This is a genomic window from Bacteroides mediterraneensis (assembly GCF_900128455.1).
GTDB lineage: Bacteria > Bacteroidota > Bacteroidia > Bacteroidales > Bacteroidaceae > Phocaeicola > Phocaeicola mediterraneensis.
This window is the reverse complement of the sequence record NZ_LT635783.1, coordinates 443820-469865: the sequence shown is the minus strand read 5'-3', so window position 1 is coordinate 469865 and position 26046 is coordinate 443820. Positions and strand designations below refer to the sequence as shown.

The 26046-nt window shown below is 43.8% G+C and carries 20 protein-coding genes and 3 tRNA genes; 12 read left to right on the top strand and 11 right to left on the bottom strand.

What is annotated here, in order from left to right; translation table 11 throughout:
• Complete coding sequence (locus BQ7480_RS01960) at positions 1–1842, top strand: 4-hydroxy-3-methylbut-2-en-1-yl diphosphate synthase (RefSeq protein WP_072541502.1); 1842 nt, start codon at positions 1–3, stop codon at positions 1840–1842.
• A 126-nt stretch (positions 1843–1968) separates the two neighbouring features.
• On the opposite strand, the gene BQ7480_RS01955 is transcribed toward BQ7480_RS01960, so the two are convergent.
• Positions 1969–4785, bottom strand: coding sequence for a M16 family metallopeptidase (locus tag BQ7480_RS01955; protein WP_072541501.1), 2817 nt, complete (start codon positions 4783–4785; stop codon positions 1969–1971).
• Between the two features lie 133 nt (positions 4786–4918).
• Here BQ7480_RS01955 and BQ7480_RS18315 point away from each other — a divergent pair, with 133 nt between their 5' ends.
• Complete coding sequence (locus BQ7480_RS18315) at positions 4919–6505, top strand: sensor histidine kinase (RefSeq protein WP_317043138.1); 1587 nt, start codon at positions 4919–4921, stop codon at positions 6503–6505.
• Positions 6506–6634: 129 nt separating this feature from the next.
• On the opposite strand, the gene BQ7480_RS01945 is transcribed toward BQ7480_RS18315, so the two are convergent.
• Together BQ7480_RS01945 and BQ7480_RS01940 are read right to left on the bottom strand one after the other, a co-directional pair.
• The gene (locus BQ7480_RS01945; RefSeq protein WP_072541499.1) at positions 6635–6955 is read right to left on the bottom strand and encodes a hypothetical protein; all 321 of its coding nucleotides are present in this window, start codon (positions 6953–6955) and stop codon (positions 6635–6637) included.
• A 70-nt stretch (positions 6956–7025) separates the two neighbouring features.
• Positions 7026–7286 carry a DUF3836 domain-containing protein gene (locus BQ7480_RS01940; RefSeq protein ID WP_072541498.1) on the bottom strand — a complete coding sequence of 87 codons (261 nt, stop codon included), beginning with the start codon at positions 7284–7286 and terminating at the stop codon, positions 7026–7028.
• A gap of 494 nt (positions 7287–7780) precedes the next feature.
• Between BQ7480_RS01940 and istA the strand changes: the two genes are divergently transcribed.
• From istA to BQ7480_RS01925, 3 genes are all read left to right on the top strand, one after another.
• Entirely contained in the window at positions 7781–9343 is a 1563-nt protein-coding gene (gene istA / locus BQ7480_RS01935) for an IS21 family transposase (RefSeq protein ID WP_072541497.1), read from the top strand.
• 29 nt (positions 9344–9372) lie between these two features.
• Positions 9373–10128, top strand: coding sequence for an IS21-like element helper ATPase IstB (gene istB, locus BQ7480_RS01930; protein ID WP_072541496.1), 756 nt, complete (start codon positions 9373–9375; stop codon positions 10126–10128).
• Positions 10129–10319: 191 nt separating this feature from the next.
• The gene (locus tag BQ7480_RS01925) at positions 10320–11654 is read left to right on the top strand and encodes a sensor histidine kinase (protein ID WP_072541495.1); all 1335 of its coding nucleotides are present in this window, start codon (positions 10320–10322) and stop codon (positions 11652–11654) included.
• Between the two features lie 353 nt (positions 11655–12007).
• Here BQ7480_RS01925 and BQ7480_RS01915 read toward each other — a convergent pair whose 3' ends face one another.
• From BQ7480_RS01915 to BQ7480_RS01900, 4 genes are read right to left on the bottom strand one after another with little or no spacing between them, the layout of a single operon-like run.
• Positions 12008–13420: a S41 family peptidase gene (locus BQ7480_RS01915; protein ID WP_072541493.1), complete on the bottom strand. Its 1413-nt coding sequence runs from the start codon at positions 13418–13420 to the stop codon at positions 12008–12010.
• 12 nt (positions 13421–13432) lie between these two features.
• Positions 13433–14098, bottom strand: coding sequence for an ABC transporter ATP-binding protein (locus tag BQ7480_RS01910; RefSeq protein ID WP_235816624.1), 666 nt, complete (start codon positions 14096–14098; stop codon positions 13433–13435).
• Positions 14089–15030, bottom strand: coding sequence for a hypothetical protein (locus BQ7480_RS01905; protein ID WP_139255690.1), 942 nt, complete (start codon positions 15028–15030; stop codon positions 14089–14091). The genes BQ7480_RS01910 and BQ7480_RS01905 overlap by 10 nt, the downstream gene beginning before the upstream one ends.
• A gap of 11 nt (positions 15031–15041) precedes the next feature.
• Positions 15042–15647 (bottom strand): hypothetical protein, encoded by a 606-nt coding sequence (locus BQ7480_RS01900; protein WP_072541491.1) that lies wholly within the window; start codon positions 15645–15647, stop codon positions 15042–15044.
• Positions 15648–16518: 871 nt separating this feature from the next.
• Here BQ7480_RS01900 and BQ7480_RS18095 point away from each other — a divergent pair.
• Together BQ7480_RS18095 and BQ7480_RS01890 are read left to right on the top strand one after the other, a co-directional pair.
• Positions 16519–17385: a sensor histidine kinase gene (locus BQ7480_RS18095; RefSeq protein ID WP_235816623.1), complete on the top strand. Its 867-nt coding sequence runs from the start codon at positions 16519–16521 to the stop codon at positions 17383–17385.
• A gap of 104 nt (positions 17386–17489) precedes the next feature.
• Entirely contained in the window at positions 17490–18191 is a 702-nt protein-coding gene (locus tag BQ7480_RS01890) for a response regulator transcription factor (protein ID WP_022354969.1), read from the top strand.
• A gap of 221 nt (positions 18192–18412) precedes the next feature.
• Here BQ7480_RS01890 and BQ7480_RS01885 read toward each other — a convergent pair whose 3' ends face one another.
• The 3 genes from BQ7480_RS01885 to BQ7480_RS01875 form a co-directional block, all read right to left on the bottom strand.
• Positions 18413–19303, bottom strand: coding sequence for an Abi family protein (locus BQ7480_RS01885; protein WP_072541489.1), 891 nt, complete (start codon positions 19301–19303; stop codon positions 18413–18415).
• 273 nt (positions 19304–19576) lie between these two features.
• Entirely contained in the window at positions 19577–21298 is a 1722-nt protein-coding gene (locus tag BQ7480_RS01880; protein WP_210436318.1) for a S41 family peptidase, read from the bottom strand.
• Between the two features lie 52 nt (positions 21299–21350).
• Positions 21351–22337 carry an adenosine kinase gene (locus BQ7480_RS01875; RefSeq protein WP_072541488.1) on the bottom strand — a complete coding sequence of 329 codons (987 nt, stop codon included), beginning with the start codon at positions 22335–22337 and terminating at the stop codon, positions 21351–21353.
• Between the two features lie 79 nt (positions 22338–22416).
• On the opposite strand from BQ7480_RS01875, the gene BQ7480_RS01870 reads away from it, so the two are divergent.
• The 5 genes from BQ7480_RS01870 to BQ7480_RS01850 all read left to right on the top strand — a co-directional run bounded on the left by BQ7480_RS01870 (position 22417) and on the right by BQ7480_RS01850 (position 24242).
• A tRNA-Asn gene (locus tag BQ7480_RS01870) sits at positions 22417–22490 on the top strand.
• A 30-nt stretch (positions 22491–22520) separates the two neighbouring features.
• Positions 22521–22594, top strand: a tRNA-Asn gene (locus BQ7480_RS01865).
• 29 nt (positions 22595–22623) lie between these two features.
• Positions 22624–22697: transfer RNA gene (locus tag BQ7480_RS01860), tRNA-Asn, on the top strand.
• Between the two features lie 183 nt (positions 22698–22880).
• Entirely contained in the window at positions 22881–23807 is a 927-nt protein-coding gene (locus tag BQ7480_RS01855) for a magnesium transporter CorA family protein (protein WP_022354972.1), read from the top strand.
• A gap of 6 nt (positions 23808–23813) precedes the next feature.
• Positions 23814–24242 (top strand): hypothetical protein, encoded by a 429-nt coding sequence (locus BQ7480_RS01850; protein WP_072541487.1) that lies wholly within the window; start codon positions 23814–23816, stop codon positions 24240–24242.
• A 169-nt stretch (positions 24243–24411) separates the two neighbouring features.
• Here the strand turns inward: BQ7480_RS01850 and BQ7480_RS01845 are convergent, their stop codons facing one another.
• Complete coding sequence (locus BQ7480_RS01845; protein WP_083581734.1) at positions 24412–25923, bottom strand: IS1182 family transposase; 1512 nt, start codon at positions 25921–25923, stop codon at positions 24412–24414.
• Positions 25924–26046 lie beyond the last annotated feature (123 nt).

Genomic DNA, 26046 nt, shown 5'->3' with positions numbered 1-26046 from the left:
ATGAATTACTTCAACTATTCTCGCCGACAGGCGAACGAGGTATATGTGGGCGCCACTCCTATGGGTGGCGCTTATCCTATCCGTATACAGAGTATGACGAACACCGTCACCATGGATACCGAAGCATGCGTGGAGCAGGCCAAGCGTATCATCGAGGCGGGAGGTGAATACGTGCGGCTCACCACACAAGGCGTGCGTGAGGCGGAAAACCTGAAGAACATCAACGCCGCCCTGCGTGCCCAGGGATACCAGACCCCGCTGATTGCCGACGTGCATTTCAACCCGAAAGTGGCTGAGGTAGCAGCCCTGTATGCCGAAAAGGTACGCATCAATCCGGGTAACTATGTAGATGCCGCCCGCACCTTCAAGCAACTGGAATATACGGACGAAGAGTATGCAAAAGAAATCCAGAAGATACGCGACCGCTTCATTCCCTTCCTGAACATCTGCAAGGAGAACCACACGGCCATCCGTATCGGTGTGAACCACGGTTCGTTGTCCGACCGCATCATGTCGCGCTACGGGGACACCCCGGAAGGCATGGTAGAATCGTGCATGGAGTTCCTGCGTATCTGCGTGGAACAGAATTTCACGAACGTGGTCATCTCCATCAAGGCCTCGAACACGGTCATCATGGTACGTACCGTCCGCCTGCTGGTGGAACAGATGGAGAAAGAAGGCATGGCCTTCCCGCTCCACCTGGGAGTAACAGAAGCCGGTGACGGAGAAGACGGACGCATCAAATCGGCCCTGGGCATCGGTGCCCTGCTGTGCGACGGACTGGGCGACACCATCCGCGTATCCCTGAGCGAAGCCCCCGAAGCCGAAATTCCGGTGGCCCGCAAACTGGTGGATTACGTGCTGAAACGCGAAGGACACCCTTACATTCCGGCCACCGAAGCTCCGGAGTTCAACTACACGCATCCCAGCCGCAGACAAACCGTAGCCGTAGGTAACATCGGAGGCGACCAGCTTCCCGTGGTCATCTCCGCCCGTCTGAACAACGACCTGGAAGTGAGCGAACAGTTCAAACCCGACTACCTGTACTGCGGACAGCGCTTGCCGGAAAACCGGAGAGCCGACATCGGCTACATCGTGGATGCCTGTGCCTGGGACGGCAGCGAACATACCTATCCGGCTTTCAACTACCAGCAGCTCATCGAACTGCATCACCATCCGGCCAAGATGAAATTCCTCTTCACTTCCTACCTCGGACTGAACGAAGAGGTGACGGCGTGTCTGCGCCTGCATCCGGAAGTAGTTATCGTGGCCCAAAGCAACCATTACAACCGTCTCGGTGAGTTCCGTGCATTGGCCCATCAGCTGATGAACCAAGGGCTGAAAAACCCGCTGGTATTCTTCCAACTTTATCAGGAAAGTGAAACGGAAGACCTGCAAATCAAGTCGGCCGCCGACATGGGTGCCCTGATTATCGACGGGCTGTGCGACGGTATCCTACTCTACAACCACGGCAACCAAATCAGCAACCTGAAAGTGGACGAAACCGCCTTCGGTATCCTGCAGGCAGGACGTATCCGTACTTCCAAGACCGAATACATCTCCTGTCCGGGCTGCGGACGTACCCTGTACGACTTGGAATCGACCATCGCCCGTATCAAGGCAGCCACTTCCCATCTCAAGGGACTGAAAATCGGTATCATGGGCTGTATCGTCAACGGCCCGGGAGAAATGGCCGATGCCGACTATGGCTATGTAGGTGCCGGAAGAGGTAAAATCAGCCTGTACAAAAAGAAGGAATGCATTGAAAAGAACATTCCGGAAGAACAGGCCGTAGAAAAACTGATTGAACTGATTAAGGCAAACGGAGATTATAGAGACTGATTCTCCCTAGCCTACACATCACAACCGTCTGCATGCATCGTGAAGATTTTCTTCAAGGCATGCAGACGGTTGTGTTTTAGGCAGAATAAAAATAGAATATGTGCTTCCTTTGAAAAAATATCCTACTTACTCTTCAGGCATCATTACCAGAACCCTATAGTTATTCTGCTTCATTACTTCATTCACATAGCCGGAGATTTCTTTCGGGGTGATGGACTGGATGACCTGTTCCGCCTTCACACAGACTTCAGAAGGCAGAAGTTCGTTGCCGGCCATCATGGAGCACCAGTAGCTGTTGGTTTGTTCGTCTGAAGTTATTTGCTTCACCATAAACTCCTTCACCTTGTCAAGTTCTTCCACGGGCGTTTCCTTTGCCAGTTTCTCAAACTCGCTGCGGATGATTTCAAGCGCACGGTCTTTCTTTTCAGGCTTCACCTGGAATATGGTCTGATAGACAACAGACACTTCAGACAACCGATCCTGAGAGCCCTGCGTATATATACTGTAAACAGCTCCCTCTTTCTCGCGGACTTCACTCAAAAGACGGGCAGAGATAATCTGTGCCGACATGGTAGCCATCAGCCTGTTCTTGAATGAGTAAGGCATCTTTCCGCTAATGATAACCGCCGCACTACCCTGAGGCACTTCCATCTTCAGGGAAAATTCCTTTTCCTCGTTGCCCGACTTGATTTCAACCGCAGGGTTGTGCTTCAATTCCTGTTTCTTTCCCTTCACCGACGGCAAGGTGGCGATGTACTGCTCAACCAGTGCCTTTAATTCCGCTTCATCAAAGTTTCCACTGAATACGAAGGTAAACTCGGCTGCGTTGGCAAGCTGCTCACGGATGATGGAAAGGATATCCTCACGGTTTGCCTTCTCAATGTCACTCACACCGAACACCTGCTTGTTGGGCGAAGAATAAAGGAATTCCTGCACCTTCTTCTGGAATACGAAGTTCGGATTCTGTGCCTGATTCTGAATAACTCCTTTATAAAGATTCTGCATGGCGGTAAATTCATCCGGTGTTACTGTCAGTCCGGTGAAAGTCATGTAAATCATCTCCATGTAAGTCTTCAGGTCCTTAGGAGTCGTATTTCCTGACAATCTGCGTACATAATCATCCAGACTTACTTTGAGTGAAACCTGCTTGCCGGCCATCAGCTTGGTCAGCTCCGAATTGGTGAAACTGCCCAGACCATGCTGTTCCAATACAGCAGGCATAAACATCAAGTCCGCAGCCTTGTCGTTTCCATAAACCGAAGTACCGCCTTTTGCCACGGCCATCATATTGATTTCATCCGCCTTGAAGTCGGTCTTCTTCAATATCACCTTGGCACCGTTTGAAAGAATCCATTCCTTGGCCCCGAAATCAGAAAGCATGTTTTCCTTCACCACCTTTCCGGCTGCCGGCAACTCGCTTACCAGAGGTTCATCCTTCACATTGTCCACGTAAGGAGCAATGTTTTCGGCTTCCACCTGAGAAAGCAATGCGAGGATATCTTCATCCTTAGGACAGGACTCACCTTCGCGTGCAGGCATCATACCGAGAACCACCAGATTCTTGTCCGAAACAATCTGCGAGAACACCTGATTGACAGCTTCCACAGGAATCTGGTTCACAATCATGCTCATCATCTGATATTCCGTCTCAATACCCGGTATCGGCTTCTTGTCGATGAAATTACGCACATACGATTCTGCCAGTGTCTTGTTCTCCTGCTGGTTCCGGTTATTGTATGCCTTTTCAAGCTGAGACAGGTATTCCGTGCGGCAACGCGCATATTCAGTGGCGGTAAATCCTCCCCTTTTGGCACGGAGAGCCTCACGATAGACCGCCTTCAGTCCTTCGTCGAAACTATTACCTTTTGGAAGCATAGCAAATTGGAAAGCCTGTTTCGTCTTTGCCATAATAAACTCACCGTAAAATGCAGAAGCCGCCGCAAACGGAGCATCAGCTTTCTGTCCCAGTTCGTTCAGTCTTATCTGAAGCATCATCTGGGCCATATCGAGCAGATAAGCGGTTGTGACATCCGCCATTGTGCCCTTCAATGAATCGGGCAAGGCATCATACTTGAACATGATCTGAGCCACATATTTATCCTGCTCCTTATCCGAGCCGAAAGCTACAATCGGCTTTTCATTGTCGGCCACAGGATAGTAAACCCTCTCTGCCGGATTGACAGGCTTCTCAATCTTTGAGAACAGTTCCTTGATCTTGCCTTCTATGTGGTCCACATCAATGTCACCCACTACGACTATTCCCTGAAGGTCCGGGCGGTACCACTTTTCATAATAGTCGCGCAAAGCCTGATGCGGAAAATGGTCCACCACTTCCATGGTTCCTATAGGAAGACGGTGTCCGTATCTGCTGTCCGGATAAAGCTCCGGAAGCAGTTTCTCCAAGATTCTCATATTTGGAGGCAGCTGGCTTCTCCATTCCTCATGGATAACAGCCCTTTCCTCGTCAATGTCCTTGCCATTCAGCAACAGACCGTCAGCCCAGTCGGACAGAATCATCAGACAGGAGTCCTGCACCCCGATACGTTCCGTAGGTACACTGGAGATACGATATACAGTTTCATCAATGCTGGTATAGGCATTCAGGTTATAACCGAACTTCACACCTACAGACTCCAGCCACTTGACCATAGAGTTTCCCGGAAAGTTCTTGGTCCCGTTGAAACACATGTGTTCAAGAAAATGCGCCAATCCGCGCTGGTCGTCCTCTTCCAGGATACTACCCACCTTCTGGGCGATATAGAAGTCCACCTGGTTCTTCGGATATTCATTGTGACGGATATAGTATGTAAGTCCGTTATCCAGTTTACCGATTCTCACTTCCTTATCTACCGGTACCGGAGGCATCTGCTGTGCCCTTACAACTGCCGGCATGCAGGCAAAACCTGCAATGGCTACAAAAGCCAGTCTCATTATTCTTCTCATAATTGAAATGTTTTATGTTATTTCGTTATTCTTATGCGGCAAAGGTAGGCGCAAAGCACAAGAGTTTATGTTATCGCTACGTTATCTTTAGGTTAATACAACCTTCAAAAAAATATTCAATCTCCTTTCCATAATGTTACATCTGAATATATCCATTCACTGTTCCAAACAATCCATTACCCCACCTAAATCTCTCTGTTGTGCAATAACCACTCTGACAATAGGCCAAATAATAGATAACTATATAAGATTCGTTCCGCCCATTCACTCCTCAAAAGATAATTCACTTACATTTTCTTTCTGTTTCCATATAATATCAATTTCTAATGTTACCTTTGTAAAGGTAAAAGTTAAACTTTCTACGCCAAGTAACTTCTCGTTATCACAATGCTTTCTGTTAATTATGCAACGTATTTATATTAGAATTATAACCATCATAAGTATATTTCTTGCATTAACACTCCAAGGAATATGGCTTAGAAACTCCTTCTATCTATATAAAAACCAATTAGAAAAATCCATCAATAATTTGTTTGCAAAAGCAACATTAGAAGAAGCGACATCGCATTTTTCAGAACTCCCCAAAGGAACAAAATTTCTCGGTGCTCCAAGAACCAAGAAAACAGGAACATACCCAGAGGTAACTTATTTATTAGAAAGCTTAGGAACATATGGCATTACTAATAATATTAATCGTCTGGATTCTATTTTTAAAGAAATGCTTTTTGAGCATAAAATAAAAACTGATTTGTATATCGAAAAAATAAAAAACGGAAATATTGTAGAAACAACACGTCAAGGGAATATTAAACGATTTGGCATTATTAGGACACAACCAATACCTATAAAACTAGATAATTCATCTAACGTACAAGCCATTATCACAATTCCGTATTACAATATTTTTAGACAAATGTTGATACTCATTATTGCAACAGCAATCATGATGATTTTTATAATAGGATGCATAGTATATCAAATAAAGATCATATCAAAGCTAAACAAAATCTCCCAAATCCGTGAAGACTTCTCATACGCCATGGTGCATGACATGAAAACACCTCTAAGCACTATTATGATGATACAGGATATGCTGGAAAGCGGAAGGCTTGATAACAGACCGGAGATAAAGAACAAATATATGAGTATAGCAAAAAGCGAAACAGACCACTTGTTTGCTCTCACCAACAAGATACTTACAATTTCCAAACTGGAGAACCATAAACTGGAGATGAACAAGACAGAAGTTGAGCTTACTCCAATAATAGAGAAACTGACCGAGAAATTCAAGGCTAAAGCACAGAAGCCTGTAAACTTTATCATCAGCTTGCAGGCCAAAACAGCTTATGCCGACAAAGATTATCTGGGTGAAGTATTAAGCAATCTGATTGATAATGCCATCAAATACTCAAAGGAGAGTGTGGAAATACACATCACGACGGAAGAAAGCGAACGCTACACCATCCTGAAAGTGCGTGACAATGGGCTGGGCATATCCGAAGCCGACCAGAAAGTCATTTTCCAGAAGTATGAACGTGCTGCGGCAGCAAAGCGCAGCCGCCGAAACGGAGCTTCAGGCTTCGGACTGGGCCTGAACTTTGTTGACCAGGTGATAAAGGCACATGAGGGAAGAATATTCGTCAACAGCACAGAAGGAGAGTTTACGGAATTTACCATCTATCTGCCGCTTGAAACTCCAAACAACAGACATAATCAGTAAAACACAAAAATATTTAAGTGTAATTGCTGCTTTCCAGATAAGCCGTGTGTCAATGTAACGAGAACGATTGACACACGGCTTACCTTATTCTGAATTCATCAGACTTACTCTAATTTTAATACAAATGCTCTATCGAACCTTTCTAATATGTTTAAGTAAAAAAATCACTATCAATGAAATAAATGAACCTGCTGAAATCCAAGCGATAGCAGCTAACGCTTTTTCCGGGTTAAAGAAATACCATAGGAAGGAATATAAAACAGCAAAAATTGTTGAAATCAACCATCCCCTGTAAATATTTCGTTTTTCAAAAATCATTCCTAGTAATAAAATAACAGGAACGAAAACAATATAACTTATATTAGATATATTGATATTCTTTAATAGGATTCCAATAACTATCAACATAAAAATTGATGCAATTATTTTCCAGATTTTAGTCTTATCCATTGTATAACTTATATTTTTAGGTATATTGATAGAACATGCGAAACTTTTATAAGAGAGAAGTTGAAGGATTTTATTTGGAAAACTTCTCAGTATCCTTCAATATATAACCGGAATTTCTTTCATCCCACTGATAAGTATTCTTATTTGTAACCTCACCCTCTGCATTATAAATAAAGTTTATCTTATACAGACGCTTAAGATATTTACCTTCACTTACCGAATAGGCCTCAATATTTGTCACTTTCTTATCATCTGAGGATACATTATAAACGACCTTTGGTGTTGACAAAGACACTGATGCTACTGCTGAAACGATTAATTCTGCTATCATAATAATTTAATTTTCAAATTATACTTGATTTGTTATTTCTTATGCTGCAAAGGTAGGCGCAAAGCACAAGAGTTTATGTTATCGCTACGTTATCTTTAGGTTGCCGAAAACGGAGCATACCCACCCACTCAGAACGGCTTAATCCACCCACAATTATTGCTAAAATGGCCTTGAAAAGTGCCTGAAAAACGGAGTATATCCGTTCATTTCAGCTAAAAACGCCACAAAACGCCATAAAAAAACGGAGCATATCCGTTCAGTGGTTTTTGATTACGATAAAATGTCCGTTTTAGTATACAGAAATCGGAGTATATCCGTTCAGAGATAAGAATGTAATGATACAATAATCAGTTGTTTACATTCGAAAAACGGAGCATATCCGTTCACCTTCTCACAGAAACGACAATGCCTGCATAAAAAACGTGGTATGTCCGTTCACTTTCCACTCTTTCCCGTATCTTGTATGCAGAATATAATCTTCATACAATACGACTATGGCAGGAAAAAGTAAGAATATGAGCCAGATCAAACAACTTCTTCTACTAAAGAAGAGCGGAATCTCCAACCGCAAGGCTGCTGATATAATCGGCATGAACAAGGAGACAGTGAACAACTACATGAATAAGGTCAACGCTGACAGCCTGAGCCTTGATGAACTTATCAGGTTGGATGATCCCATTCTTGAGCACCGTCTCAAGGGCGGCAATCCTGCATATAGCGACAAGCGTTTTGAAACATTCAAAGCCCTTCTTCCATATCTTCAGGAGGAGATGAAGCGCAAGCATGTCACGCTGAAGCTGCTTTGGGAGGAATACCGTAATGAGCATCCGGATGACCACTACAGCCTGACACAGTTCCGTTTTCATTACAATCAGAACACAGAGGCCGGAAAGGAATCGCCATCTACCATACTTGCCGACATGCGTACTGGCGGCGAAAAGCTTTTCCTCGATTTTGCCGGTGATACCATGGGGTACGTTGATATGGAAACCGGTGAGGTCGTCCAGTGCCAGGCTTTTGTAGCCACTCTGCCTGCAAGCGACTACGGTTATATCCTCTTCGTACGTTCACAGCGCACGGAAGACTTTGTATATGCCATAACGCAGTGCCTGAAACATCTTGGCGGCGTACCAAAGATGCTTGTCCCTGACAACCTTAAAGCTGCTGTTGTCAAGACCGACAGATATGAGCCTTCACTTAACCGTGTAATGGAGGATATGGCCAATCATTACGGTACGGTCATCATACCGGCACGTCCCGCACACCCAAAAGATAAAAGCAACGTGGAAGGGACCGTGAGGCTTGTCTATATGCGTGTGTTTGCCGAACTCCGCAATGAAACCTTCCATTCACTGGAAGAGCTTAACCGGGCAGCCTCGCTCAAAATGAAAGCGCACAACCAGAAACGCATGCAGAAGCATCCTTATACGCGTGAGGAACGGTTCCTTGCCGTAGACAGGCCTAATCTTATGCCGCTGCCTGACAGGGATTTTGAGATTGTGTCATATACCGATTTGAAGGTGTCAACCAACTGCTGTATCTATCTCGGACGTGACCAGCACTATTATACAGTACCCTATCAGTATATATCCAAAACTGCACATGTTGCATATACACGCACATTGGTAAAAGTATATGTGGACGGTGAACTTGTAGCCACTCACATACGTGATTACAACAGGGGAAAGTATACTATCGTAAAGGAGCATCTTGCAAGCAACTCCCGGGAATACAGAGGGATGAGTGCAAAATCATACATAGAGCGTGCCGAGCGTGCATCCGGCATACTTGGAGATGTAATCCGCCGCATATTTTATTCTTCCACAATGCCTCCGGAGACTCATTACAAGACCTGCGACGGGCTTCTAAACCTGCAAAGGAGCAGTGATCCGGCCGTTTTCCAGAAAGCCTGCGAGACAGCCCTGAATGTAGACAGATGCAACTATCGCTTTATCCGTTTACTGGTAGAGAGCAAGTGTGCCGGTGTGGGGCAACCTTCATTTTCCTTTGCTCCTCCGCAGCACTGTAATATCCGTGGGAAATCACAGTTCAAATGACAGACTTCTAACACTCAAAACAAATAACGATGGATGAAATTATCAATGCTCTAAGAAACCTTAAGATGCCCGGAATGGCCCATTACTGGGCTACCATGCAGGAGACGCGACAGGCAGAGTCGCTCTCCTTGAAAGACGGTCTGCAACTGCTTATACAGGCTGAACTGGATAACCGGAATCAAAGCCGGAATGCCCGTCTGATAAAAAAAGCACACTTCCGTTATCAGGCTTCCATAAGTGAAGTTATCTATGACTGCAAGCGTGGCGTGGACAAGCAGAAAGTGCTTAATCTTGCCACTTGTGACTATGTGAAAAACGGGGTGTCCATACTTATTACGGGAGCTTCCGGTACAGGTAAAAGCTGGTTGGGTACAGCGTTTGGTCATCAGGCCTGCATGAACGGATATAAAGTTGCTTATTATAACCTGTACAGGCTCTTCGAGGAAATAAGCCTTGCCCGCATATCCAGTACTCTGCATCGTTTCTTCGCCAAGCTGGCACAGACTGACCTGCTTATACTGGACGACTTCGGAATGAAAGTTCTTGACGGACAACAGTTGCTTGACTTTATGGAGATTATAGAAGACCGCCATGGACAAAAAGCTACGATTATCATATCACAACTGCCGGTTGCTAACTGGTACGATGTGATGAAAGGCAACACGACTGCAGCTGATGCAATATTAGACAGGCTGGTACACACAAGTGTGCGCTTCGAGCTACAAGGCAGCAGTTTACGTCAAAAAAGACATCAAAACTGCAACGTTACAGACGAAAATCAATAAATTTGCATCGCCATAGGTAAAGAGTATGAAAAGTGAACGGATATCCCCGTTTTGGGTGAACGGATATCAACCGTTTTCAGCATTAGGTTAAATACTATAGTGTCTATTTACTCCGTGAAAACAATGCTGTCCAATAATTATATGTCAATTTTCAAATATCTCTATATTTGCAATAAGCAAATACAATATATATGAAATACAAGAATATTAGCGTCTTCGTTTTTATCGGAGCATTTGCAATAATAATACTTCAAATATTATGGCTGTATAATACATACGTAGCTCTGGAAAATAATTTATATAAAGAGAGTAATTCCATACTGATAAAAGCGATAAGAAGAGAAATATCAATTAGATTTAAAGAAGCACCTAAGGGTACTGAGATTGTGGGTGTAAGTATTCCAGCAGATGCTAAAAAAAATGATTTGGCACCTGAAATAGTCAGTCTCAACGAAGGCTTGTCTAATATAGGCTTAAAGATGTCTTTATCAAAAATAGACTCTATAGCATCTGATATGTTTAATGACATTGATTTGCCATGTTCGATTTCCGTACATAAAATAAGAATTTCCGATAATAAAATATTATCTTCAAGCAATCCCAATCCAAGTGCTTTACCATGGAGGGAAATAAAATCTGAGATCATAAATATTACAGCAGACTCATCACAAGGTGTTCAACTTGTAATCCTAAATCCATACAAGTTTCTTTTCGGGAAAATAAATTTACTTATTATAATCACCATCATTGTACTAAGCTTTATAATAGCGTGTATTATTTTCCAAATAAAAATCATCTCAAGGCTGCAAGTTATTTTACAAATCCGCGAAGACTTCTCATACGCTATGATACACGATATGAAAACACCCCTCAGCACAATTATGATGGTACAAGATATGCTGGAAAGCGGAAGACTTGAAGGTAAGCCGGAGATAAAGAAAAAATTCATGAACATAGCAAAAAGCGAAACTGACCATCTGTTAATACTCACCAACAAGATACTGACCATCTCCAAACTAGAAAACCATAAACTGGAGATGAATAAAACAGAAGTTGAGCTTACACCGATAATAGAGAAACTGACTGATAAATTCAAGGCCAAAGCACAGAAACCTGTAAACTTTATCATCAGCTTGCAGGCCAAAACAGCTTATGCCGACAAAGATTATCTGGGTGAAGTATTAAGCAATCTGATTAATAATGCCATCAAATACTCAAAGGAGAGTGTGGAAATACACATCACCACTGAAGAAAGCGAACGCTACACCATCCTGAAAGTACGCGACAATGGGCTGGGCATATCCGAAGCCGACCAGAAAATCATTTTCCAGAAATACGAACGCGCAGCAGCGGCAAAGCGCAGCCGCCGAAACGGAGCTTCAGGCTTCGGACTGGGCCTGAACTTTGTTGACCAGGTAATAAAAGCGCATGAGGGAAGAATATTCGTCAACAGCACAGAAGGAGAGTTCACGGAATTTACCATCTATCTGCCGCTTGAAACTCCAAATAACAAGCATATCCGATAAAACACAAGGCTGCTTATTATTATGGCAATAATATCATATACATCGAAGGTGCCATGTATATGAAAAAGACCGAGAAACTCGTATGCAATATAGACTACTGCAGCCCCAATTGTGTACTGCTTTATCGAATATCTGTTATCAATGCCATAGACGCATAATACCGCAGCCGGTACGCAAACGATACTGCCTATCACATCTGCCAGATGATAATCATTGATATGGTTCTCATATACATACGGACGATATGTGTGCGACAGTACCAGTCCGATAGCGGCAATCAGAATGCCTGAAATTATAAACTTCATTTTCATAACCATCGTGAATCTTTATAATAAACTATTTACAGCAATATATTACACAATTATCGACTCATCAGACAAATTCATTTCAACCCATTCCCAGCATTTATCAATACCCTTCAACCTTTCATTCATAGACACAGGTATATGAAAATCAGGATATAAACAATCTTCCTCATTGCGACTTACATCCGGTCTTTCAAAGAAAGAGTGACTTATGTATCCCTTTGTACCTGTAAACGGCAGTTCAACAGGCAATACATCGCCAAAGCAAGTAGGCTTCTGCGAAGTCGGAGTACCTATAATGGGGAAAAGATGATTATCCTTTATAGTTGTAAGCAAGTAATTGGCGCTACTGAAGGTGTTCTGGCCTTGTATGAATATAACCTTCCCTTCAAAACGGTTCTTTATTTTGGGAAGGAATGACAAGTGTTCACAATCCTCCATCGGAATAAGTTCTCCAGGTTTACCTTTCCTGCAATCATAGAAATCAGGCATACACTTGAAAAGAAAATCTGATTTTCTGACAAATGTCTTATATTTTGATATACCGTCCGTATCAACCCCAAGATATTGAAGAAGCTGGTCGCCAAGCATACTGTTTCCTCCACCATTATAACGCATATCCACCACCAGCTTTTGTATATGATGTTGCTTTAAATCGGCATTCATCTTATCTATAAATTCGAGAAATGACGGCAGGAAGTTCAGATAATTATCTTCCACTTTGGCATCCGTAATCTGGCATAATTGCAAATACGACTGTAAATCATACATCGCATTAAATTGCAGATAGCATTTATCTTCAATTATCTGATAGGAGAACAAATCATCACGCTTCACAGTAACAGGATAGGAAGGAAATTTCACTTGATACCATCCGGAGCGATTCTCTGTTTCCGACTCAAAAAGCAAGCTACTCCCATCATGAAAGCCAAGACAAACTCCCTTTGCAGTTTCTAGTCCTATCTGATGCAATAATGCTTTACGATTCAGATAAAAACTCCATAATCCTGCCTTTACTTCATTCTCCGAGGGCATTGCCTTACGCATAGCCGCCCTGATATCTTTAACGGATATGCCATTTATGGAAACAATCTCTTTTCCCGTAAAATCAGGATATTTAGAATCTATGGCATACAGATAAAAACAGCCTTCATAATATCTTATCTCGTATGGATAAATTAATCCATCTTCAGGCATGAAATAAGTATGTGCGTCTTCAAGCATGGCTAACAGAGAATTCAAGGCAAACTGGAAATGCTGCAAGTCTATCACACCTTTCATTTCATGGCAGATTTTCTCTGCCTGTCTTTCAAATCTGTTGAATCTCTCAGGATTAACTATACTTACAGGATGAAATAACCTGATAAAATGCAACAGGTTCATTACCTCATTCTGATATTTATTATAACTTTCATCAGAGAAGGTTACCGGTATTTTATGAAAAGTATTATTGTCCATCATGATATCATTTTTTTACATATTACTGTTCCCCCTATTTAATATATCCTGCTCTATCTCATCAATTGATGCCTGGATATATCTTTTCCGAATGGTATGACCATCCAGAAAATCAATCTCATCACACAGTTCGTGTAACGCATTGATAAGATGCGATGATATTATGACAGTCTTCCCTTTGTCCTTCAGTTCGCGTATGATTCTTTTAAGTTGGATACACCCGTAAAGATCTACCCCGTTGAAAGGTTCATCAAGGATGTACAGGTCATTTTCCTGAAGGAGCAGGGACATAAGTGCAAGCTTTTTCTTCATTCCTGTGGAATAGTCAGAAGCGAATCTTTCCAATGGCAGTTGAAAGACTTTATTCAAGGAATCTATGGCTTTAGCATCCATCTTCTTCCCTTTGGCTTTAATACAGAATTCAAGATACTCCTTTCCTGTGATAAGGGAGTAGAAGAAGCTTTCAGCCGGCATATAGCCAACGGCCATTCTGGAGGACTTCCTTATCTCACCGTCGTAATCGGTCACTCCCATAATGCAATTGAAGAGTGTAGTTTTCCCGGCTCCGTTTTCTCCCACCAGTCCGTAGATTCTCCCGGATTCGTAAGAAACGGAAAGGTTGTCAAGCACTCTCGTCTTACCGTATGCCTTGCTCAAATCTTTTATATATATCAGTTCCATATATGTTTATATTTTTTCTTGACTGAAAGTGTAAGGCCTATATTCAAAGCCAAATAAAGTATCAGTACGACTGGGGTTATAATCGAAACTAAAAATAACGGCAACGGGAAAAGCAGCCAGTATATTCCCATGACTGTTTGTGTCTCAAAGGAGAATCTTGCCATGCCCATATTCAACTGGTATAACAATGTCGAAGAAAACAATACAAGACAGAAACGTATAGTTTCTGTATCGTGTATCAGCACAAGCATAAGTACAATTAACGGGAACATGGTTATAAAGATATTCCTCAGCCCTGATTTGACCAGTATCAGCTGATACATTCCGAAACTATTATAGACAGAGAGTTCATGCTTCTGTGGCGTCACCATATATGCCGTTCCCTGAATTGCTCCCCACAATATCAGGCATACTTTACAGAGATTGACATTATCATGCAGTACTCCCATGAAAGCCAGAAAGAGCAATACCGCATACAGGGATACTTGTTTCCGGAACATCCTTCTATACAACAAATCCCCATTGTATAATAAGGGTATAGGCAGAACTATAGAATGAAACCTGACAGGGTGAATCCACGGCATAACTACCGCAATCAGTATGATAACCGGTAAAGAAATGTAATTTGCAGCAATTATCCCCGAAATAATAAACGGTAAACCGAGCAATAAATATTCTGCCGTAAACAATCCTTTGATTCCTTGCACCTGTAAAGACAGAAACTTCTTGTCTTTTCTGCTGTTATGATACAGCCAGAGCATAAGCAGATAACACACCGGCAATACCCATACGCTCGTTACTTTCGCAAAAGCATAAAACAGGATGGCAGCGATACCGATAAGAAACAGACACCGGAACAATCCGATGCCTGCAAGTACACGCACAATCTGTTTTGAGCGTAGATTCATATAGAGTAATAAACTCTCTGTCATAATCTCCTTGGTTATTCTTCATCTGATTTATAACTGCACAAAGTTTGTCCGCTGTAACGGCGCAGTCTCCATACAAGACTGGTTTCATCAAAGAAGAACATGATTGACAAAAGACCAAAGTAACATATAGAAATATCCCCTATAATAAAGCCCAACAACAAAGGGATATATCCACATACCCAATGCGCAAGAATATTAGCTATACGGAAATGAATTATTCTCATATCTCCTTTATAAAAAAAACGTATGGTATGGTTTCGCTTATTATGTATTACTGCAAATTTACTATATGACCGAGGATTGATTATAATATAAACGATGGCCTGAATTAACCAGTTCAATAAAATACCACAAAGCACACTGGAGAATATTACATACCGGCCTTTACTGAAATAATTCTCTGATGTGACATTCAGACTGTCAATTCCATAAATGACAGAAAACAGCCACATCATCACTGGCAGGATAATAACGAAGGCCACAATGATTTTTACATTTATCCGTTTAGGCTCCGTGATGTCTATCATCACTTCCTCACCTTCAGGCCCTCTTCCGTATGAAATCAATGCCTTCCGCTGAACTGATTCTTTATTAATTTGTTTATCTGATGTTTTCATCTTGATTATTTTTAATGTAGTTTTATCGTAAAACCATACTTAATATTGAAATAAGAATAGACAATATAAACAGTGTATATTTCAGTTTCTTATTTTTTATCATACAAGCTATTGCTATTTACGATTCTTTTTATATCCATATCCTACTTTTTTTAATGATAATCTTAACAAAAATCTGTATTGAACTTTCCACTTCTCCACTGGATGAAAATCTCCATTTATATTAAATGCTTTTCAAGCCTTCCTTTGTTTTACTGTTGCAAAGGTAACCAAGCATCGGCAAACATTAAGTTATCCCTATGTTATCTTTACGTTAATACTTCAGTGTTTCGATTTATGTTCATAACCCAATTATTATATTTGCATTGAAAAACCATTAAAAAGTCATATAATATCATATATGGAGACTTCAAAACGTAAGAAAAACATATTATTCATTACCATACTGTCTGTCGTAGGTCTTATCGGTGCTATGGCTCTGCAGATGATATGGATATATAATTCGTATGAACTGATAAGAAACGATTTGCTCAAAGTAAGTTCTGAAGTATTTGAGAAAGCTCTAAGAGAAGAAACGAATTTAGCCTGTAAGGAAATTCCTGAAGGTACAGAAATATTAGCCGGTCCTGAAAGTGATTCCATACCTTCAATAACATATCTGTATGAAGGCATACAAGATATTGGCATTGAAATGTCAATCAACAGAATGGATTCTTTAGTAGAAATATTTCTGAAAGACAAGGACATAAGTAATAATCATTATATAAATATTATTGACATTAAGAATGATACTATCATAAAAAGTACTTCTGAAAATCAAGCTGATTTAGACGACAGATTGAATTCTAAAATCATTCCTATAAAAACAGATTTGTCACAAGGAGTACAGTTGGTATTATTAAATCCTTATATTTATATTTTCAAGCGTATGGGCCTGATGCTTGCCGGCACATTCATCATCGTGCTGCTCGTAATCGTCTGCATCAGCTATCAGGTAAGATTCATTTCACGATTCGAGAAGATTTTCCAGATTCGCGAAGACTTCTCATACGCCATGATACACGATATGAAAACACCGCTTACTTCCATCATCATGGCACTGAATTTCCTCAGAAGTGGTAAGCTTGACAACAGGCAGGAAATGAAGGACAAATATTTCGACATTGCCGAGAACGAAGCAGACCATCTGCTTACCCTCACAAATAAAGTGCTGACCATATCCAAACTGGAGAACCATAAACTGGAGATGAACAAGACAGAAGTTGAGCTTACTCCTATAATAGAGAAACTGACCGAGAAGTTCAAGGCAAAATCGCAAAAGACGGTGAATTTCATTACAGATATAAAAGCCGAAACTGCCTATGCCGATGCTGAATATCTGGAAGAGGTACTAAGCAACCTCATAGACAATTCCATAAAATATTCGGGTGAGAGCGTAGAGATAAGAATAAGCACAGCACGGGATGACAGATATACCGTACTAAAAGTTCATGACAATGGTTTTGGAATTTCCGATAAAGATATTCATCTTATTTTCCGAAAGTATGAACGTGCATCAGCCGTTAAGCGTAACCGCCGGAATGGTGCTTCCGGTTTCGGACTCGGACTGAATTTCGTTGATCAGGTGGTTGAAGCACATCACGGAAAAATATTTGTCTCCAGCATAGAAGGTGAGTTCACGGAATTCACAATCTATCTGCCGCTGGCTGAAGATAAGAACCCGATGCAAAATGGCTGACAAAGCGTTTCACAAGTAAAGACTGACGATATACACAAAATCTGTTTCTGAGATGCCGTATATTCCACATATTTCCATACATTTGTTTCATAATTGCAAAAACAATGATAAAACTGTTATTGGTAGAAGACGACAAGAATCTGTCATACATCGTACAGTCCGGCCTCCAGGACATCATCGGGGGATATGAGGTGATTACCGCTTGTAATGGGGAAGAGGGATTGGAAGCCTGGAAGGCACATCGCCCCGACATCATCATCTCCGACATTGATATGCCGGTGATGGATGGCTTTGAAATGGTGCGGCGCATACGGGCAACCGACGTGGATACCCCCATCCTTTTCGCTTCCGCACTTACCTCTCCCAAGGATGTCAGGAAAGGATATGATATCGGCGTCAATAATTACGTGAAGAAACCGTTCATCCCCGATGAACTGGATGCACATCTGCACGCCATCCTGAAAATGAAGGAAGGAAGTAAGACCCGCAACGAAGAAGGATTGTGCAAGTTCGGCCATTATACGCTGGATGCCGAACATGCCACACTCTATAATCACGAATCGGGCGATAAAACGGATCTTACCGTAAGAGAAGCTCAGATTTTACAGTTGCTCGCGCAAAATAAAGGTGATGTGGTAACAAGAGAGACCATTTTGGGCCGTTTCTGGAATACTGACAAGGATTATTTTGCCTCACGCAGCCTCGATGTGTTCATCACCAAATTAAGAAAGCTGTTTGCGGAAGACCCTCATATAGAGATTGTCACCAAAAGAGGTACAGGGCTTATACTTATGGTCAATAACTGAGTTTATATCCTTTTCAGAGATTACCGTTCACTGGGAAATTGGCTAACTCTACTTATAAACTGAAAGAGATAAAATTGTCTTGTAACCATAAAAAAAGGACTACCCTATAGGGCAGTCCCTTATCAGTTCCTTTTATAGTGCAGTATGAAAGCCTATAGCTGACAAGTGCACTTTATCTGGGACAAAGATAAAAAGAATTTCTTTTGCCACCAAAAATTAACTTATAAATCATTTGGCCTGAATCCAGAGTTGTTATATATGATATCCTTCACAGTTGGATATGTGACACGATTAAATGCCTTTAACAACTCCGATTTCATCTCTGTAACTCTATTTTGTGATATTCTGCCCAAGAAGTAACAAAATACCTTATAGGCACCAACCAATATGTTCTTTTGATTACCTAAATACCCCAGAGGTCCATTGCTGATTGCTTCGGGAAGTGTCATGTCAAAAAGAACTTTTCCATGAGCACAATAATTCCTGAGTCTACGCACTGTATTGATATAATTTGAAAACTGAGATGGAGACTGCATTCCATAAGCAACTGAAATACCATGTTTCAAACCACCATCCAGTAGATTATCATATATGGAAATGACAACACCAAAACTCATATATTCAATAGCTTTCCATGCAGGAGCATATTTTCTTTTATGCGTTTTTAAATCCTGTTTTATCACAGGCTCGCTATTCACATCTTTAATGGACTTCTGAAAAAGGTCACTATCAATAAAGTCCTGCTTTAATACCTTTGGATTGATGTACCAGAATGAATCGTCCTTGTACTTATTCGAAATCATATAAATTAAAGTAGTCCTGAAATTTATTTCAATTCTACTTATATAACGCAAGAAAAGGTTTCTCAAATCAAAATCAAAGTAATAAAGCTTTATGACATAATCAAAATTTGTTCCCTCTTTGAATGTATGATCTCTTCGTTCCTTTCGTGGATATGTTTTCTCAAAGGGAAACCAATAAAAACCTAACCGATAATAACCGATGTCAGAAAGATTCTCAATGGCTTTCCCTTCATCGTCAATACTCATACCTCTTTCCCTTAAAGTCTCAATCTGTTCTTGTATAGTTGTGGCTGTTTTCGAACTTTCCATACGTCATATATTTTCTACAAAAATACAACAAATCTTCTTTGATAAACTAATGTGAGTTTTTTTAAAAAGTTTAGTATGGAACAAACTGTACATGAGACAAATAAAAACGCCGAAGCGTTTCAACTCAAACGCCTTTACGTTTTCTCCAAAACGCAAGGACGTTTCAATCAAAACGCAAGGACGTTTTACTCCAAATGCACTTGCGTTTGAAACAAAACGTCCTTGCGTTTTCCGGGCCTTGCCTGAAGGCCCTCCAGAAGCCCTTCTGAGGCCTTATTTCTTCGGTTCTTCCTTCTTGGCCGGTTCGTCTGTCTTTACCGGTGCCGAAAGAATTTCCCGGTAACGGACGGGATTCTGCAAAACTTCGATGGCTTTCTCCAGGTCAGTATCATCTTTCAACCGTTCCATCACGGCTCCACGCTGGTAGAAATAGCGGGTCACGATTTCCTGTGAAAGATATTCCTTAATCGGTTTGGCGAAATAGTCCAAGTCTCGGTCCAGGTTGTGGTTGAGTTTCTTCTCCAGGGCCTTGAACTCTTCGGATGCTTCGGTCATGTAGCCCTCGAACTCAGCCACTTCCTTCAGGCTCTTCAACAGCTTTTCGCTCTGGCGGTCGTAGGTGAAATTACGCGACTTCACCAGTTTCTTGAACGCCTCATAGTCGGCATCGGTCAACTTGAACTCGTCTACCGAAGCCAGTGTGGGATGATCCCAGCAATATTGGGTGGCGTAATCGAAAATCAGGTCGTCGTTCATCAGATAGAATACGATGTTCGGAATCTTGTCGCCCTTCACTTCGATGTCGGGACGGATACCTCCCCCGTCGCGTACCTCACGTCCGGCGGCAGTGTGGAATACGGTGGTCAGACTGTCGGGCGTACGGGCTACGGAACCATCGGCGTTCTTCTTGGCATAGTCGATGGCTTGGATGCAACGTCCGCTGGGAATATAATATTTGGAGGTAGTCACTTTCAGCGTACCGTTGTAGGGCAACGGACGGATGGTCTGTACCAGTCCTTTTCCGAAGGTGCGCGTACCGATAATCACCGCGCGGTCCAAATCCTGCAACGAACCGCTCACGATTTCAGAAGCCGAAGCCGTGGAACCGTTCACCAGGATGGCCAGCGGAATCTGGGTGTCGACCGGCTCGTTCTGGGTCTTGTAGGAACCCTGTGCCTGACGCAGCTTGCCTTTGGTCACCACAATCTCCTGTCCCTTCGGCACGTAAAGATTGACGATGTCTACCGCTTCCGACAAGGAACCTCCTCCGTTGTCGCGCAGGTCGATAATCAGCGACTTGGCGCCTTTCTGTTTCAGTTCGATGAAGGCTTTCTTGAAGTCCTTGGCTGAATTTTCGGTGAAGCTGGACAGGGCCAGATAGCCGATGCTGTCTTTCACCATGCCGTAATAGGGCACGGGATTGGTACGGATGTTCTTACGGGTGAGCTTGAATTCCATCACCGTGCTGTCGTTCTTCAACGGGCGCAGCACTTTCAGCACGAACGAGGTGCCCGGCTCTCCACGCAGGGCTTCGCTCACTTTCGAAGAAAACTCCTGGGGCTTCATGTTGCCGCGCACCATCTCCTTTCCTCCCACCGAGAGGATGATGTCGCCCGCCTTCACGCCAGCCTCAGCTGCCGGCATGCCCTCGGTAGGCTCTACCACCGCGATGCGGTCTTTGGCTTCATAGTAGCGGATGGCCGCTCCGATGCCCCCGTATTTTCCGGTCGTCATCTCCTTGAGGCTGCTCACCTCTTCTTCAGGATAGTATTCCGTATAGGGATCGGTCAGCGAAAGCATGCCTTCCACCCCGGTCTGAATCATTTTTTCGGCATTCACGGTATCGACATAGAACATGTCCAGTTCCTTGAAAATGGAGTTGAAAATGTCCAGATTTTTCGATATCTGAAAATTGCGGTCGTCTTCCTTGAAACTGGTCATCCCCATGCCCAGCATCACAATGAAGGCTCCGGCCAGCATTTTTCTTGCATTCATACGTCGTTTGTTTTCAATTTATTTCTTCCTGCAAATAAACACATTATTCCGGTCAGACTTGCAGAAGTGCGTCAATATTTAACTTAATTTCGTCCCATTTCTTTCCGGGCAGGGTGGTGCCTACCTCCTGAATCACGGCCGTGGCCAGGATGGTGCTGATTTGCACGCATTTTTCCAGCGAATAGCCGCAGGTCAGGCCGTACATGAAACCGGCGGCATAGAAATCGCCGGCGCCGGTGGTATCCACCACGCCCTCAATCGGACACGACAGCAGCTGGATGACTTCGGTGCCTTTCTTCACGAGGGAGCCTTCTTTCCCGGTCTTCACCACGGCAATGCTGCACTTGGAGGCGATTTCTTCCAAGGCTTCGTGGGGTTCCTTGCCTGTATAGGCCCGTGCCTCGCTCTCATTGGCAAACACGATGTCTACGTATTTCACAATCAGATGGTCAAAGAAGTCGCACTCGGCTTCCACCACATTGTAGCTGGCCATGTCGAGACATACCTGAAGACCTTCTTCCTTGGCCAGCTGCATGGCCCGCAGCATCAGGTCGTGGTCTTGCAGCAGATAGCCTTCGATATAGAGATAATCATAACCGGTAAACATATCGCGCGACAGGTCGTCGGCATGCAAGGTGGCAGCTGCTCCCAGATAGGTGCCGAACGTGCGTTCCCCGTCGGGCGAGATGAACGTGGAGGCTATGCCGGAAGGCAGATCGCAGGTTTTCAGCGCGGTTTTCACTCCCCGCTGCCGGAGGGTGTCGTCGAAGAACTGTCCGGTCTCGTCCTTTCCGATTTTCCCGATAAATCCGGGAGTGGCCCCCAGGGCGGCCAAGGCACTTACCGTGTTGCTGGCCGAACCGCCCGTGGCCCGGTGTATCTTCATGCCGGCAGTGGATTTACGTATCTCAGCCAGCGTATCTTCCTGTATCAACTGCATGCTTCCTTTGGGCAGATGGAGCTTCTCCAATAAAGAATCGTCATCAATTCTCACCAAAACATCTACCAACGCATTGCCCATTCCTAATATTTTATCCATTTTGCTTTATTTTTTTTGCAAAGATATTGCATAATTCAAAATATCCTACTACCTTTGCAGCGCAATTAAGGAAAAACCTTCTTCAGTAGCTCAGTCGGTTAGAGCATCTGACTGTTAATCAGAGGGTCGTTGGTTCAAGTCCAACCTGAAGAGCTCCTTTTTTGAAAAAACATGTTTGAACCTTCTTCAGTAGCTCAGTCGGTTAGAGCATCTGACTGTTAATCAGAGGGTCGTTGGTTCAAGTCCAACCTGAAGAGCTCCTTTTTAGGAAAACATGTTTAAACTTTCTTCAGTAGCTCAGTCGGTTAGAGCATCTGACTGTTAATCAGAGGGTCGTTGGTTCAAGTCCAACCTGAAGAGCTTGAGAGTTCGTTTGCTAAAAACGAACTTTTTTTATACCCTAAAACGAAACGATATGGACGATTCTTACTCGCGAACGTATTATCATTATTTTAACCACTTCCTGAAGGAGTGTCGTGAGTAGATTGTACCTTACTCTGAAGATGCTCCTCCGGGCTTAAAACGAAGGAAAGGAGCAGAAACATGAGAAAGTATCTTTTTTGTGAAGCAGGTTTCGTAGAAAAAACGAACTGGCAGCCCAACTGCTGGATTAATGTGGAATGTCCCGATGAGTCGGATTTCCGCTTCCTGCAAGATGAATTGAAAGTTCCCCGATCTTTCTTGAACGATATCGCCGATACGGACGAAAGGCCGCGTACGGATACGGAAGGCAACTGGCTGCTGACCATCTTGCGTATCCCCATGCAGACGCCCGATTCGAAGGTGCCTTATGTCACGGTGCCCATCGGCATCATCACGAACAATGAACTGGTGATTTCGGTGTGCTACTACTCTACGGAGATGCTGCCCGACTTCATTGAACATACGCAGCGCAAGGGCATCAACGTGCCCAACAAATACGAACTGATTCTGCGGCTGATTTACTCTTCGGCCGTGTGGTTCCTGAAATACCTGAAACAGATTAACAATGAAGTGAACTGTGCGGAAAAGGAACTGGAGCGGAGTATCCGTAACGAAGACTTGCTCCGGTTGATGAACCTGCAGAAGAGTCTGGTGTACTTCAACACGTCCATCCGTGGCAATGAGGTCATGATAGGCAAGCTGCAGAACATTTTTAATGAACAGGATTACCAGAACGCGGAACTGACCGACGACGTGCTCATCGAACTGAAACAGGCTCACAACCAGGTGAACATCTACAGTGACATCCTCACGGGTACGATGGATGCCTTCGCGTCCATTATCTCCAACAACGTGAACACCATCATGAAACGTATGACCAGTCTCTCCATCATCCTGATGGTGCCTACGCTGATTGCCAGTTTCTACGGTATGAACGTGGATATTCACATCGAAGGCTTGCCCCATGCGTTTGCCCTGATTGTCTGCTTCTCGATTCTCTTGTCGGCAGCCGCATTCGTCATTTTCCGGAAAATCAAATGGTTCTAAGCTAAGATGAAGTACGGAGTTTCTTCCAATACCCTGTTGCTGACGGCTGGCGTGGTGTGGCTGGTAGCGGGCCTCAATATTCTGCAAATTGGCGTCTCCTGCTGGATTACGGACACGCACTACTGGCTCCTGAAGGTCTGTGAGGCCAGTCTGGTGTTCCTGCTGTTCTTCTGCATGGTTTTCCACAAGCTCTACCGCAAGCATACGCAGCGTATCACTTCGGGAAAGCGGGAAAGGCATTGTCCCTTCTCTTTCTTCGATATGAAGGGGTGGATTGTCATGGCGTTCATGATTGGGATGGGCGTCACCATCCGCAAGGCACATTTGTTGCCGGAAAGTTTCATCGCCGTGTTCTATACTGGACTCTCTCTGGCGCTCATTGCCACCGGAGGGCGTTTTATCCGGCTCTTCTGGAAAAGGAAACGAAACCGCTGACGCAGGATGACAAGCATAAAAAAAGAGGCTGTCTCAAAATGAATTGAGATGGCCTCTGTCGTTTCATATCAGACTGAAGTCGTTTGGATTTTTCTCAAAAAAAGGAATTTACAAGTTTCTTTCTACAGATTTCATCGCTTTAAACGGTTTTTTCTTGGTCAGAAGCCTCCTAAGAGGCTACTTTTGCAAGATTATGCGCTATGGCCAGCAGGCCAAATTCAATTTCCACCTTCTTCAGTCCACGGAGATGGAACCTCTTGAAGTGCTTGTTGTTCTTGAGGTTTCCAAATACGGCTTCCACATCCTGCGGCCGCTGGCTCCGGTATTTAAGACCTTCCGCAGAAAGGAGTTTCTCACGTTCCCTTTCCTTGATTTTCCTCAGCCTGTGGTTTACCTGCACAATCCTTTCCGACCGGCTTCTGTGACACCGGCATCTTAACGGGCAGCCCTTGCAGTTCCGGGCCCTGTACCTTGAGATGGTCTGTACAAAACCGTTGTCCGTCGTCCGCTTTACATCGGAGAGTCTTTTCATCCTCTGTCCCATCGGACAGTACATCCCGTCGGTTTCTTCATTATAGTAAAAGTTGGCAGACAGGAACGGGTCATTCCTGAAGCTCCTTTTCTGTTCCTTGTGGAAATAGCTGTACTTTATGAAGGTTTCAATGCCATGCCTGAAGGCGTACAGGTAGTTCTCCTCGCTTCCGTATCCGGCGTCACAGACGGACACGTCAGGATATCTGCCGTACAGGGAATGGAAGTCTTCCATGTGCAGGGGATAGGTGGAGGTGTCACCGGCACACTGGTGGAGGGTATAGTTCAGGATGAACTGTCTGTTGGTACTGACCTGCGGGTTGTATCCGGGCTTGAGCTGCCCGTTCCTCATGTGGTCCTCCTTCATCCGCATGAACGTGGCGTCGGGGTCTGTCTTGGAGTAGCTGTTGCGCCCATCGAGAATCTTTCCCTGGGATTCATATTTCTTCAGCTGTTCGGGCCATGCCTTCCTCACGCGCCGAACCTTGGCCTTCACTTTCCGGTCCGCATCCGTTCCCTCCAAGGCTTCATGTATCTGCTCCAGCGCCCTTTCCACCTTCTCGGGGGTGATGTCCTGGTAAGTGACGGGAGCGGAGTCGCGCAACTCCTGCTTGGTGACGGACTCGGCGTACCGCCATATTTCCTCAAGCTGTTCCGCGATTCTGGAGATGCGGGTGTGGATGGACTTGCCCCAGACGAACGTATAACGGTTGGCGTTTGCTTCCATCTTCGTCCCGTCGGTGCAGGCCACGTCCAGACTTACAAAGCCCTCCGCCACGAGGAACTTCACGATGGTGGCGAAGACGGTCTTGAGCACATCCTTCAGCCGACTGCTGCGGAAACGGTTGATGGTGTTGTGGTCAGGAGTCACATTGCCGGTCAGCCACATGAAGCGGATGTCATTGCGGCAAAACTCTTCGATGCGGCGGCTGGAATAGATGTTGCGCAGATAGGCATATACCAGAATCTGCAGCATCATGCGGGGATGGTAGGCCGGACAGCCTTTGACGGAGTACTTGCGGTAAAGTTCTTCCAGGCTGATCTGTTCAATGATACGGTGAACAACCCGGACCGGGTCGTTCTGGGGAATAAAATCGCCTAAACACGGAGGTAAAAGCAGATTATCGTTGGAGGTATAGTTTTTAAACATTATCTTTGGGATATATTGCTTGATTCCCTAAGATACAAAAAATTAGGGAGACGGGCAAGTCCTGACTGAGCGAAGTTGGGGCTTGCCCGATTTTTTTTGCAGACACAAAAAAGGCCATCTCAA